The sequence below is a fragment of the Chitinophaga silvatica genome, from assembly GCF_003419895.1.
GTDB classification, from domain to species: domain Bacteria; phylum Bacteroidota; class Bacteroidia; order Chitinophagales; family Chitinophagaceae; genus Chitinophaga; species Chitinophaga silvatica.
The window spans coordinates 358302-371992 of the sequence record NZ_QPMM01000011.1; the positions used below are offsets into that span (position 1 = coordinate 358302).

A 13691-nucleotide genomic window follows, 5' to 3' on the forward strand; every position below is an offset into this window, starting at 1 on the left:
TTATGACAGACAGTAAACATCATATCTTCAAGGAAAATGAAGTTATCAGGATCCGGGATTTGTATAAATCGTTCGGCGATAAACACGTATTAACAGGGATAGATCTGGATCTGTACCAGGGCGAAAATCTCGCAGTGTTGGGTAGATCAGGAACAGGAAAATCTGTACTTATTAAAATAATAATTGGCCTGTTACAACAAGACTCGGGCACAGTTACAGTTTTAGGAGAAGATGTGAATAGTTTGAGTTATCCCGATCTCAGGGCACTGAGATTGAAAGTCGGTTTTTCTTTTCAAAGTAGTGCCTTATACGATAGTATGACGGTGAGAGAAAATCTGGCCTTTCCTCTGAAGCGGAATAACAAAAGTATGAGCAGAGGACAGATAGAGAAAACTGTAAGTATTGTATTGGATGCAATAGGTCTGCCGGAGACGATTGATCAATATCCGGCAGAATTATCAGGTGGACAAAAAAAGAGGATTGGGATAGGGCGTACATTAATATTAAGACCTGAAATAATGCTGTATGACGAGCCCACCTCAGGGTTAGATCCTATTACCAGTACAGAGTTGAATAACCTAATTGTGAGTGTTCGTGAAAGATTTAATACCAGTTCAATAGTGATCACCCATGATCTGACCTGTGCTAAAACGGTGGCAGATCGGGTGGCAGTTATGGATGATGGAAACTTTATTGCCATTGGCACCTTCGATGAGGTGTTCAGTGCCCAGAAAGGACTTGTTAAGAGTTTTTACGACTATAATTTTATTCAATAAGCTATGGAAGAAATTGGAAAAAGACGAGCCGTTATCGTTGGAGTCTTCGTATTTCTCGGGCTGGTGATTTTTATTGCAGCTGTATTCATGATGGGAAAAAAAACACAGTTATTCAGCAATAACTTGCATGTTAGTGCTGTGTTTAAAGATGTAAAAGGATTAGCGGCCGGTAGAAATGTACAATATTCAGGTGTTAAAGTAGGTACTGTAAAGAAAATACGTTTCCTACGCGCGAATGAAATACAGGTAGATATGAATATTGATAGAAGTGCGACACCATACCTGCATAAAGATGTAGTGGCTACCGTTAGCTCAGAAGGACTTATGGGGAATAAGATGATTCAACTGACCGGCGGTTCCACCAACATGCCATTAATTGAAGACGGTGATACGCTTAATGTAGGAAGCGGGCTAAGTACAGATGAAATTATGTCGACTCTCCAAACGAACAACAAAAGTCTTGTAACGATTACGGATAATCTAAAAGTAATCACTAAAAGAATGGTAGATGGACAAGGCTCCATGGGAAAGATTTTGACGGACGATGCAGTATATGATAATCTCAATAGCGCAGTAGCCGGATTAAAAGTAACGGCAACGAATACTCAGCGATTAACAGATGCCTTGGCCTTATATGCTTCCAAACTGCATACTAAAGGCGCTCTTGCTAACGACCTGGTTACAGATACCACCATTTTCGCGAATCTGAGACGAGCAAGTAATGATATTAATACCATGGTTGAACAGGCCAACATTGCAGTTGCTGAGTTGCAGGCTGCCAGCGAAGGGGTCAGAACAGGATTGGCAGATCAACAGGCAACTGCCGGGATGATCTTACATGATACTCTTTTTGCCGATGCATTGAAAGCCACCATGCTGAATTTACAGGCCAGTACAGAAAAACTGGATACCAATATGCTGGCATTAAGAAGCAATTTCTTTTTCCGGGGCTTCTTCCGCCGCCAGGCCGAAAGAGAGCAAAAAGAGCAGAAAGCAAGAGAGAAGGCAGCACGCAAGGCCGCCAGGAAAGCTAGACGTTAGTTGTTTAGGTTTACAAACAACTAACGCCTGAATATTATGGTTGAATGTTATCCTTAAATCCGGTAGATACATGAGAGCCATCGCAAAATGGTTTATTGTTGGAAGCTCCACATCTGCACAGCGTAACACGGTTTCTGACTTCATAAGGCACTCCATCTGCATCAATTACCTCAATACCCCCCTGTAGCCATAATGGGCCACTGGACCCTTTAGCCGGGTCTTCTACCACTCCGATTTCAGGAGATAATAAGGGTTCTATAGGCTTTTTAGTTTCTCTATCCCAGGCAACTAACCTGCCGGAAGGACATTCGCCTACCTGTTTTATAAATTGTTCCCTGGTCCGGGGCGAATCTGTATCATTCACCATACTCCATACCTGCCCGTTAGGATCGCAATACCTGGCAAATGCGCATAGCTTCTGCACATCTGTTAAAAGTGCTGTTGGCCCCTCCAGTAATTCGGCATCATCTATATAGTCGGTATGCCCGGCTGTTTCAGTACCATCAAAGTTGATCTTCTTATGGGTATCGTCGCAGAATGGTTTCTTATTTGAATGACCACATCTGCACAGATAAAATGGCTGGCTGTTGGGAGTGAAGGTTTTTCCGGGAATCCATTTTACAGATTCGCTATGCAGGTTGGTACCAATTGTTTCCATACGAACAGGAACTACTCCTACAACTTCGTATGGCCCATTCAGGGTAACTTTTACTTGAAGGCCGGGAACTGGTTTCATTGTTTTGCTTTTTTTAGCAAAAAACAACTAATTCCCTGGTTTGTTTGAACTACCGTAATAAAAAAGGGTAGGACAAGCCTACCCTCCGTGGTTTCACTGTTCCTAAAAAATTAAAACCAACTATTTTTCTCTTATCAGAAATACCCTTTTTATTCTTATCGTTTGTTCGGTAGGGTTAGAGAAAGTGCCTACCAACCCTGCAGTTACTTCAGTATCGGTTTCTAATGTAAATGTTGCATTAATAGAGGTGGTGTTTTTATTTACAATCCTACCTGCATTTAATGCAGTATTTATATTTTCAATATTCGGTAACTGTTTACCAGCTGCTATTGTGAGCCAGGTATTCTCCAATGTGCCATCTATATTTGATATATCTGCTCCAAATCTGTAACTACCGGCAGGCAAGGTGAAGGTCTGGTATATTTTCCCATTGTTGATGGGTCCATTTCCCCAGATCCATAGGGTCATACGTCCCTGGCCGTCGATATTATCGTAGGTGCCATTTTTCTCTGCTTCGGCATTGTATTGCCAATCTTTTAGCTGTCCGAAACGGCCCCCGAAAGGTTTTGAATTATCCAATTCAAAAGGATTTCCCGGGTTGCGGATATACTGGCTGGTTACATCGTATTTGATATAATTGGTTTCAAATACAGTGTGAAAAGTATCAACCGCCAATGTATCTGGCAGATAGAGGGTGCGACATTGATAGGGGGTAAGGGGAAGATAATCAGGTAAGATTATCTTCTGGTCCTTACCGATTGACTTAATCACGGTATCATGCAGGTTATTGTCGGTTGTTGTGTACTTGATTTGCATGGCTACTATACCGCCGGTGGTATCAATATCAGCAAGCGATATCTCCGCATCCGCACCTTTAAAATCTGATCCTGTAATAGCTCTGCTGAGTAATGCATCTTCATATAAACTGCCAAATACAAAGCCGGATGCTTCGGTTCGTACAGAGATGTTATTATCTACATCAAAATTATAGACCTCAAAAGTATAATTTCTTTCTTCCAGGTTGTTCACAAAACAGCGAATAGTGTCTATACCTTCTCCGCGTTTAATATTTACAATCATGGAATCTTTACGGTTATCCCAGTACACAATTGCCCGGTTGATTTTAGGATCGGCAAACAGCAGCCAGGTAAGCTGTACTCTGTTTCTACCGGGATGTACCTGCAGGGAGTCGGCCTTCCCGGTATATCTGATCTCACCGTTTCCCAGGTACTTTTTATAATCGTCTTGTTTTCTACATGCCAGCACTATCAGTAAGAGGCTTAACACGTAAAAAAGTTTATATGTATTACGCATATTGAATGAATTGTAGATGATCATTATTGGTCGTTCCCCCAAAATTTCATATCCTGAATATTGGCTGCATAGCCGCCATCGGTCCAGGTACGCAGAATTTTAACCCTGATATATCTGACCTTCGGTGCATTTAAAGGCACATCCATCTGTTCTCCGGCGGCAGCGGCGTCTTTATCGGCCTGGTTTACCTGTCCGACCGGTAAGCCTGATGGCTTCACAACTGTATGTTCGATTAATTTTGTCCAGCTGCCCCAGCTGCCATCCGATGCGGGGTTGGTTGATCCCCAGATTTCAAATTGCCGGACATTATTTTGCAGATAGATCCATTCATTAGGTCGTTGCCATAACCCAATACGACTTAGTTGAGCAGTCACCCCCAGGTCGAAGGTGATCCACATTGGCATACCAGTCAGTTTATCTGCCGAGTGCCACAATGCATTGTTCCAGATATTGGAAATAGGAAGGCCCCAGCCATAATCTACATCTCCCGGCAGTTTTACTTCCCTGAACTTGGTTTTATCCAGCAGTTTTTCGTATAGGGGTGTTAGTTCTACTGTCAGCGTATCAGACTGATTACCCCATCTGTCGCGAATGTAGAAGCCAAATTTCCGCTTTTCTGCCGCATAGCCTCTGAGGCTATAGCTATCACTCTCGCGGTTGGTGTAATGGACATCGGCAGTTCCGTAGATTCCCGAAGAATCGTTGGATAAGGCAACAATGGCAATATCAGCTTTACTTTCGTTGTTAAAAGCAATATTCACTCCTCCGAAATCGGCTCTGATTTTTAAAGTACGGGCTACCAGCAAAACGGGTGGAGACAGAGGCTTCACTACTGTAGTTACAGCATCTGATTGTGCTTCTCCTCTTGTAACTGCATATAGTGTAATGGTATGTTCTGTTGTATCTCCAAATCCGTCTGTTATCAGGAAATTGTTATAGTAGGAGGATCTGATCTCTCTTGTTTCGTTATTCCTGATTTTATAAAGTGCCTTGACATATAAAACATCTTTATTATCAGGGAGGGTATAGGTGATTCTGGCTGCACCGGGAAGACTGGTAACACTAACGTTTTTAATCACGTCAGGTTTATCGCCAGGTGCATTTACAGGAGTATGTTCTTCCTTTTTGCAACCGGCAAATAGTATGCATGTATATAGTAGCAGTAATGACTGTTTTTTCATCATGATTAGGTTTAAAGTGAGCAATTACCAACCAGGGTTTTGCACCAGCTTAGGATTGTTTAACAAATCCCATGAACTTAGTGGCCAGAAATAGTTTTTAGTCTGAAAGCTTTGTCTGGCTCTGGTTCTGATACGATAATAGAATACCGGATCAGGTTGATCTATATCCCATCCTCTAACCGGTTTGTTTAACTCCTCTATACATTTCTTCCATCGGCGCAGATCCCAGAATCTGCTTCCTTCCATTGCCAGTTCGATTAGCCTTTCCTGTTGGATGATCTGACGTAGTCCTTCTTTGGTATTATACTTACCGGGATTTTTGGAGTATTTCGACCAGGAAGCCTGTACACCTTCGAGGCCCGCACGGTCTCTGACTTTATCTATGTATACGAATGTTTCCGGTGCCGGTCCATTTTGCTCGTTTAAAGCTTCTGCATAGAGCAGGTATAAATCGGCCAGGCGCATTTCCGGCCATGGATATTGTTCAACATAAATATTTTGTCCTTCCTGAATAATATATTTCCAGTTAACAGCTTTTTTATTGAAATATCCGGTAACGTTATTATCATAGATATTCTTCCTGGTTTGCCATTGCCCTGCTTTACACTCGATATGATACAAGCCATTGAGCATGTACCACATTGCACCATCAAAAGCCAGATCTGCATAGAATCTTGGTTCCCTGTTGAAATGCAGGGATGCCGTGGTATATCCTTCCTGAATTAATTCACCCTCAGCTTTTGTTGCAACCCGTAATTGTAGCCGATTGTCGTAATCCCAGGTTTTATCTTCGGTGATCGGAACACCTTTATCGGTATAAAACAATTCAGCTATTTTCATAGTGGGGGCTACGGAACCAAGACTAATCTCATTGCCAATTCTGGCAGGATCCAGTCGAGGCATGGAATAGCGTTGTAACTGATAGGTTGAGCTATTCGGATTACCCCAGATGATTTCTGCATTCCATTGTTCGCATATACTGTTACGAATACTCATTTGCCTGTTTAGTGTATCCGATAACGTTATACCGAGTTGTGAGAATTGATATAGCTGGATATTTCTTTTTTCACATAGCTCGATAGCGGCTTTACATGCTTCAGCAGCTACTTTCCACTTGTTGGCATCATAGGCCGGATTAAAGAGGAGCGACCCGTCATAACTTTTAAACCCGGCGTAATCCTGGTTCCCGTTATATAATGGACTTGCGGCGGCAACCAATACTCTTGCCTTAATGGCTAGCGCAATTGGTTTAGTAATGCGGCCCAACTCAGTAGCTCTGTCTGCAATTACATCAGGCAGGTTCAATGCAGCGGTATCCAGCAGATTTGCAATGTATTTAAATACCGAATCAACATGCATTCTTGGTATCTGTGTTTGTTCTGCGGTGCTGGAAATTGGAAGATTTTTATCAATGATGGGGATAGGGCCATACATACGTACCAGTAACCAATGATAGTAGGCTTTAAGGAACATTACTTCCGCACTCCATCTATCCTTCTCGTATTGAGGCATATCCACAACTTTATGGATGTTTTCAAGAAAAATATTGCAATCCCTTAATGCAGCATAGTTGGTGTTCCAGGAGCTTAGATAAATAAGATTTGAACTCATGAAACCAAGTGCAATTTGCCATGGATCTTCATTGGTACCATAAGGCCGTTCCATCCAAAACTCATCTCCGGCCAGTAGTGCAGGATTGGTTGAAAGATTTCCATCGTCCGGCAGGTAGGAATAACAGGTAACAAGATATTTAATTGCTTCCTGCCGCATCGTAAATGCATTATCAATAGTGGCCACATTATCCGGAACTACGTCCAGGAATTTTCTGCAGCTGCCCAGTGTAAGCAATATAGAAAGTATAATTAATAAGCGTTTCATAATCGTAGATTGAAATTGTTAGAAGCCCAGGTTAATACCCATGTTTACTACCCTTTGAACAGGGTATCCCAATCCATTTCCACCCATTTCAACATCCCAGGTTTTAAACTTGCTGATCGTGAACAAATTGAAAGCATTGGCGTAAATCCTTAGGTTAGTAATGCGAAATCTGTCTAGTAATGCTTTCGGAACTGTATAACCCATTTCAACAGTTTTTAAGCGGAGGAAGTCACCGCTTCTCATCCACCATGTGGAAGTTTGGGTGTTGTTGTAGGTGAAGCTATTACTTAATCTGGGCCAGAATGCATAGAGATCTCTGTTACTTTCACTCCAGTGGTCGTCTGCAATCACTTTCAGTAAACCATGTTCGCCTGCATCATTAGCAACAAAAGGGGAAATATTGATTGGATTTATGAAGAAGGAAGATCTGGCAGATCCTTGCCAGAAGCAACTTAGATCGAAGCTTTTAATACCAATGGATACACCAAATCCGTATGTGATTTCCGGGATAGTAGGGAGCCCAATTGGTACTCTGTCTGCATCCGTAATTTTACCATCACCGTTTACATCATGATATTTGATGTCTCCGCCCCGTACTTCCTGCCCCCAGTTTTGATATGCAGAGTTGGCTACTTCGCGGTCGTCAACAAACAGACGTTCGGCAATGTATCCAAAAGTCTGGAAGATAGGCTGACCAACAGCATAACGATAAGCCTCCGCATATTTCGGCTCTTCGTTTACAAGGAGTTTGTTGGTTGCATAGGTAAAATTACCTCTGAATTGAATGAAGGCATCTTTCTTTATTGTTTTCGTGTAGTCGAGTGCGATATCTACCCCTTTTCCGGCTGCCTCTCCAACATTAGCCTGAGTGTAGGAACTAAGCCCCATTGTGCTTGGGATAGTGGTACGGAGCATTAAGATGTTTGTTCGGTGCTCTTTATAAATATCGGCCTGGATATTAAAGGAACTAAATAAATTGACTTCCAGGCCCACATTGGTTTTATATGATTTTTCCCAGGTTATGTCTTTGTTCTCATATCTTGTAACATTCACACCCGGACTGGAAAAACCATTTTTTTCACCAAATGAAGCCCCTCTGATGGCTGAATTCATATTAACGTCTGAAAGATAAAAGAACCTGTCATTTTCATCTCCAATCTGATCGTTACCTACGATGCCATATGTAGCACGTACTTTCAGCTTATCAATGATCTTAGAGTAGGGTTTAAAGAATTCTTCGTTCTGGATATTCCAGGCAAAACCAGCGGAAGGAAAGAAGCCAAATCTATGGTTGCTGGCAAAACGTTCGGAACCATTGTATCCAAAGTTTAATTCCGCCAGGTATCGTGAATCATAATCATAGGTAAATCTTCCGCTAAGCCCCAGGTTTCTGTGAGGCAAAGAAGTTTGCAGGGTTCCGGCATTGGCAGTAAGATAGTTCCTGAAAATACCGATTAACATGCCTGATACATTATGGACTTTATTGATCTGCGTATTATAATTCAACGCGGTTTCCACATAAGTGGCGGTATTAAGATCTTTCCTGCCAGGTCCATAGTTCAGATATTCTGTACCATTTGTATTTAGAGGAGTGAGTTTGGGCTCCTTGGTGTACATATCATAGCTAAGTGAATAGTAGTAAGGAGTATAAGCCCTGTTAACATCGAAGTAGGAGTTTCGCTCTGTATATCCCATCATCCTGGCAGTGAGACCGGGAAGAAAGAATTTGAGGTCCTGTTTTAATTCTACCTGTACGAGAAGATTGGAACTGTTGTATTGAGAATATCCTGCAACTGAATTGGCGTAAGGATTGTTTAATAAATTACTTCCGGTGCCGGGATCGGTGATTGCTCCCGGTCTGAATGCTGAACCAAATAGAGGATGTTTGAATTGGGGAGCAAAACTGGCTGGATAAACGGCCGGGAATTTAACAGGATTAGCCCACATAGTCTGATTAAAAAGACCTTCGCCACCACCAATTGGTCCTCTGTAATCGTCGAACTGTCCGTATGTTCTTACGATTGCTTTGGTAGTTGGAGTAAAGTCGATATTTACATTGGAGCGGAGAGAATAATTTTTTAGTTTGATATTGCTGTTGAAATTATTACGTTTATCAACCTTCAGAATACCATTATCTATATTATAGGTTCCTGCAATATAAAACTGTGCTACTTTACCACCTCCTTTAACGTTGAAGTTGGTACGTTGATTATTAGTATAATCTTTGATCAGTAACTTAATCCAATCGTTATTCGGGTATATTAGTGGGTCGTCTCCTGCTGCTGTGTGATCGATTTTTGACTGAGGATATTCGGTAATACCCAGTGGGTTTCTGGTCAATACTGCTTCATTGGCCAGTTGCATATAAGTTATATTATCTGCAAATTTAAAATTACGGGTATTGGTTGACAGGGAATTTTCAAAACGTACATTGAAACTGGTTGGGGCTTCCACACCTGATTTAGTACTTACCAATACCACTCCGTTGGCACCTCTGGCGCCATAAAGTGAGGAGGCGGTAGCATCTTTGAGGATAGAGAAGCCGGCAATATCGTCGGGTTGTAAACGGGCCAGATCGGTGGTAGAAGATTCCATTCCATCTATCAGAATTAATGGATCCACTTTACCTGTTCCAAAGGTTGTAACTCCTCTGATGAAGAAGCTGGCATTATCTCTGCCTGGTTCTCCGCTGCGCTGGTAAGAGATAACTCCGGATAGTCGACCTGCGAGCATTGTAGTTAAGTTACTGGTAGGGCCTTTCAGCTCTTTGGGATTGATAGATGTTACAGCACTTACCATACTGGCTTTCTTCTGTGTACCATAGGCAACTACAACCACTTCATTAACATCAGAAAGTTTAGGGTGCATTACAATCTTTATCAGCTTATCGTTCTTTACCTGGATTGTAACAGGTTCCATTCCTACCATGGTGAATTGCAGGCTGTCACCAATATTTCCTTCGATTGAAAAAACGCCGACATCATCTGTCAGGGCGTTGGTTTTACTGGTTTTATTCACTACAGTAACGCCTACCATCGGATTACCACTGCTTTCCGTTACCTGACCTTTAATCTTAATTCTGGCGGTTTCAGGAACTGTAGAATTGATAATTGCTTTTTTCTTGATGATGATATTTTTTTTGATGATTGTGTAGGTGAGAGGCTGATCTTTAAAAATATCATTCAATACTCTTTCCAAAGGCGCAGCTTCGATAGAATAACTAACAGGTCTGGAGTTTTCTATCATTTGAAGATCAAAAACAAACTGATAGGTAGTTTGCTTTTTGATAGTTTTGATTACATCCAGCAATGTAGCCCCCTTTACGTGTATGGTTACATGCTGATCTGTGTCGGCTGCCTTTAATTGTAGTGCAGTAGCTAGCAACAAAAGTAAAGTTAGCTTCATAAAATGTAGAATTTTTAGTTTGTGATAAACATGCCGGTTCCATTGCCCGACCATAGGAGTCTGCATCATAGTTTGAAGTGGAATTTTTTACGGTAATGGCATGGCTTAGGTAGGAGCATATAACATGCTCAATACTTGTTATGCCGTAAAAGGATTGAAATAATTAAAGTTTGAAATTGGTTGACTAAATCCGGTTGCTCCTCATGATGAGCTTAAGGACTTACTGTAACTGTTTTATCTGTTATTGAAAAATGAATACTACCCGTTTCTTCCAGCTGCTGAAGAATATCCTTTAAAGATTCATGTCGTGAAAATCCTGCTGCATAGTAGCGGGAGGTGACAGTACCTTCATATTTTACTTCAACATTATACCATCTTGCCAGTTCCCGCATGATTACCTGAATATTATCATCGAACTCAAAACGTCCGTCTTTCCACGCCATTACAGCGTTGATATCTTTTTCTCTTATTAATATATTATCTGATTTGCTTACTAAAGCCTGCTGCCCGGGTGCCAACTTTTTAACATTATTTCCATTATGAATGGCAACCGCACCCTGTAACAAGGTTGTATATTCATTCTCTTCTTCTTCATATGCCTTAACATTAAATCGTGTGCCCAATACTGTTACCTTACCCCGGGATGTATTTACTATAAAAGGATGAGCTGCATCTGTTGCTACTTCAAAATATGCTTCTCCTTTTACTGTTACTTCCCTGTAATCTCCCGTAAATGAAGTAGGGAATCTTAGGGAAGAGGCAGTGTTTAGCCAGGCCTTGGTTCCATCAGGAAGAATAATACTATAGGTTCCTCCTTTATTCGTATATACTGTATTGATAGTAGGTATACGATCTGTACTGTTGTTATAAGCTAACTGGTTATGGGTTTTACTGGCAGCTACTCCTTGCTGAATTAGGATAGAATCATTTTCATTATGCTCCAGATCAACTACCTCGCCATTTCCTAATACTAATCGTGCATTGGTATTGGTATCGGAAACGACTTTATTTGATACTAAAGCGGGTTGTGATATCGTGGAAGGCTGACGAGTGGTTACCCACCATACAAGCAATAATAAACTTGCCGCGCTGCCCACCCACCAGGCTATTCTGGCAGTAGGGATACGTTTACGTTTATTTATTGCCGTTACTTCCATGATTTTCGTAAGCATGGCGGAAGCTGAGTCGTCCGACATCAGGTTATCCATTTCCTCTTCCTCCAATAATTCATCCAATAATTGCTTTAGTTCATCATCAAAATCTGCTTCCTTCAGAAGTTTCATAAACTCCTGCTGCTCCTCCCATGTGGCAGTATGAGAATAGTAGCGTTTGAACAAAAAGCGGAAGCGAGATACCGACATGAATCAGCTATTTAGTAAATGAGACAACTGAGTTTAGAGAATGGGTTAGTCCTGGTAGAAAAAAAATAATAACAGAAAAATATTCAGGTCCATATGCGTGAGACAAAAGGCTCTGATATTACGCATGGCATGGGCTAAATGCACCTTAATGGTTTCCGGAGAAAGGTGTAGTTTGTCTGCAATCTCATGGCGTTTTAATCCTTCTTCTTTGCTAAGTTTATAAATTAACTCCTGTTGCGGAGGTAATTTGGATATGGCATGCTGCAGGATTTTTTCGTACTCTTTGTAACTTGATGTGCTGTCAATGATATGGTCGGTATAACAGTCTGTTTCTATTGGCTGCTCTCTGGCCATTTTCTTTAATGCATTAAAGATATGATTTCTGGTTATGGTAAAAAGGTAGGCTTTAAAGTGTTGAATTTCATGTAACTCTTTTTTGCGAAGCCAAAGTTTTAAAAATACATCCTGAACAATGTCTTCGGCCATTGACGGAGAATTCAGCAGTTTGAATGCTATTGCGTAGAGGCGTTGGCGGTAGTGATGGAATACTGAAGCGAATGCCTGATCATCACCGGCAGCCAGGTTTTGCAATAAGGCTCTTTCATTATAGTTGTTCACATCCATACGTGGTTACAAGAATGAGAAAATTACATTATTAAGTATTTACCTGTTAACCGTAAATTCGCTACCATTAATAGTATTTTAACTTAATTTGTCAACTTTGTTACTACATACTGTAAAAACGAGGATAAGGAGATGTGAGGAACATTGTAAAATGACTTAATTTAGCATAAAACGTGGTGTAAGGGTTAATTTACTACATCCCCGATTAAAGTTATAGCATAGTGTATGGATATTATTCATGAACCCACTTATCAGGCTGCTGCGAAGGTAGCCCCGGTGATAGAAAGGCATTTAAAAAAGCATTTGGTTGCCGCTAAGGAGAATGGAGAAGATGATTTGGCCGTAGTTCCAACTGCCAGGCAGGTCGAGAAAATAATCGATGTAGCTTTTTGGGCCAGTTTGCGCAAAGAAGAAGGAATACCAATTCGTATATCAATTGCCTTTCTGCCGCCTTCACAGGCAGGCAAACCATTATTGTTTGAGCGTCCTATCAGGCTCACCCCTCAGTTACTGACCAAACTGGCTCCCGGAGTTGAACGTGCCGGAATCCATATTGGAGTATGGCCGGAGGGTGACGATCTATATGTCTGGGGAACCACTATCCGTTTACCTAATCTGTCCTTTGTATTGGATGTTTCAGAACCAGGTTTACTGGTTGTAAAACACCGCCGGCTGGCCGGATTAGGAAAGTTCACCAATGTTGCCGTATTAAGAGGTGATCAGGTGAAGGTAGTGAATGAAGACAGTGGTTCACTACCAGATAGCCCTTTAATTCTTCAATCCCTGTTGGGGGTAACTAAATCCTGTCTTTGGAACAATAGTGTGAATGTATTGATTCAGATAGCTGTTTCTATGCGGGCACATAAACGTGGTGGTATCCTCCTGGTAACCCCCAGTTATTCCGATGCCTGGAAAGAATCAATTATCCATCCTTTACAATATCCGATTAATCCGGCTTTTTCCGGGATAGCCGATCTGCTCCGCTTCGATGGTAAAAGCGTCACTGAAATATACTGGCAGAATGCATTGAGAAGGGAGGTGGAAAATATTACCGGACTTACGGCGGTAGACGGTGCCACCATCATCAACGATAAACAGGAGCTCCTGGCTTTTGGTGCTAAAATAGCAAGAGCTAAAGATGCTCCGGCCATCGAACAGGTTTTACTGACCGAACCCGTGGAAGACGGGATTCCATTATTACTCCATCCATCAGCAATTGGAGGCACCAGACATCTGTCGGCCGCCCAATTTGTTCATGATCAGAGAGACAGTATCGCCTTAGTTGCATCTCAGGATGGTTATTTTACAGTATTCACCTGGTCGGATCTTCAGCAGCTGGTACAGGCTCATAGAATTGATGTATTGTTATTATAAG

Annotated in this window: 10 protein-coding genes; 3 read left to right on the top strand and 7 right to left on the bottom strand. The window is 41.6% G+C overall.

Annotated features, from left to right (window positions below):
* Positions 1-2: 2 nt before the first annotated feature.
* Both DVR12_RS21050 and DVR12_RS21055 read left to right on the top strand, forming a co-directional pair.
* Positions 3-776 carry an ABC transporter ATP-binding protein gene (locus DVR12_RS21050; RefSeq protein WP_116977768.1) on the top strand — a complete coding sequence of 258 codons (774 nt, stop codon included), beginning with the start codon at positions 3-5 and terminating at the stop codon, positions 774-776.
* Between the two features lie 3 nt (positions 777-779).
* Positions 780-1817, top strand: coding sequence for an MlaD family protein (locus tag DVR12_RS21055; RefSeq protein WP_116977769.1), 1038 nt, complete (start codon positions 780-782; stop codon positions 1815-1817).
* A 34-nt stretch (positions 1818-1851) separates the two neighbouring features.
* Here the strand turns inward: DVR12_RS21055 and DVR12_RS21060 are convergent, their stop codons facing one another.
* The 7 genes from DVR12_RS21060 to DVR12_RS21090 form a co-directional block, all read right to left on the bottom strand.
* Positions 1852-2553 carry a CDGSH iron-sulfur domain-containing protein gene (locus DVR12_RS21060; protein WP_116977770.1) on the bottom strand — a complete coding sequence of 234 codons (702 nt, stop codon included), beginning with the start codon at positions 2551-2553 and terminating at the stop codon, positions 1852-1854.
* A 120-nt stretch (positions 2554-2673) separates the two neighbouring features.
* Entirely contained in the window at positions 2674-3840 is a 1167-nt protein-coding gene (locus DVR12_RS21065; protein WP_158563327.1) for a DUF4998 domain-containing protein, read from the bottom strand.
* Positions 3841-3890: 50 nt separating this feature from the next.
* The gene (locus DVR12_RS21070; protein WP_158563328.1) at positions 3891-5048 is read right to left on the bottom strand and encodes a DUF5000 domain-containing lipoprotein; all 1158 of its coding nucleotides are present in this window, start codon (positions 5046-5048) and stop codon (positions 3891-3893) included.
* A 24-nt stretch (positions 5049-5072) separates the two neighbouring features.
* A complete protein-coding gene (locus tag DVR12_RS21075; RefSeq protein ID WP_116977773.1) occupies positions 5073-6926 on the bottom strand; it encodes a RagB/SusD family nutrient uptake outer membrane protein in 1854 nt (617 codons plus the stop codon).
* 18 nt (positions 6927-6944) lie between these two features.
* Positions 6945-10331: a SusC/RagA family TonB-linked outer membrane protein gene (locus DVR12_RS21080; RefSeq protein ID WP_116977774.1), complete on the bottom strand. Its 3387-nt coding sequence runs from the start codon at positions 10329-10331 to the stop codon at positions 6945-6947.
* A 212-nt stretch (positions 10332-10543) separates the two neighbouring features.
* Entirely contained in the window at positions 10544-11692 is a 1149-nt protein-coding gene (locus DVR12_RS21085; RefSeq protein WP_116977775.1) for a FecR family protein, read from the bottom strand.
* A gap of 45 nt (positions 11693-11737) precedes the next feature.
* The gene (locus DVR12_RS21090) at positions 11738-12316 is read right to left on the bottom strand and encodes an RNA polymerase sigma factor (protein WP_116977776.1); all 579 of its coding nucleotides are present in this window, start codon (positions 12314-12316) and stop codon (positions 11738-11740) included.
* A 225-nt stretch (positions 12317-12541) separates the two neighbouring features.
* Here DVR12_RS21090 and DVR12_RS21095 point away from each other — a divergent pair, with 225 nt between their 5' ends.
* Entirely contained in the window at positions 12542-13690 is a 1149-nt protein-coding gene (locus tag DVR12_RS21095) for a putative sensor domain DACNV-containing protein (protein ID WP_199417164.1), read from the top strand.
* Position 13691 lies beyond the last annotated feature (1 nt).

Coding starts and splice junctions, on each gene's coding strand:
- DVR12_RS21055 (WP_116977769.1), top strand. CDS start 780: ATGGAAGAAATTGGAAAAAGACGAGCCGTTATCGTTGGAGTCTTCGTA.
- DVR12_RS21095 (WP_199417164.1), top strand. CDS start 12,542: ATGGATATTATTCATGAACCCACTTATCAGGCTGCTGCGAAGGTAGCC.
- DVR12_RS21085 (WP_116977775.1), bottom strand. CDS start 11,692: ATGTCGGTATCTCGCTTCCGCTTTTTGTTCAAACGCTACTATTCTCAT.
- DVR12_RS21090 (WP_116977776.1), bottom strand. CDS start 12,316: ATGGATGTGAACAACTATAATGAAAGAGCCTTATTGCAAAACCTGGCT.
- DVR12_RS21080 (WP_116977774.1), bottom strand. CDS start 10,331: ATGAAGCTAACTTTACTTTTGTTGCTAGCTACTGCACTACAATTAAAG.
- DVR12_RS21070 (WP_158563328.1), bottom strand. CDS start 5,048: ATGAAAAAACAGTCATTACTGCTACTATATACATGCATACTATTTGCC.
- DVR12_RS21075 (WP_116977773.1), bottom strand. CDS start 6,926: ATGAAACGCTTATTAATTATACTTTCTATATTGCTTACACTGGGCAGC.
- DVR12_RS21060 (WP_116977770.1), bottom strand. CDS start 2,553: ATGAAACCAGTTCCCGGCCTTCAAGTAAAAGTTACCCTGAATGGGCCA.
- DVR12_RS21050 (WP_116977768.1), top strand. CDS start 3: ATGACAGACAGTAAACATCATATCTTCAAGGAAAATGAAGTTATCAGG.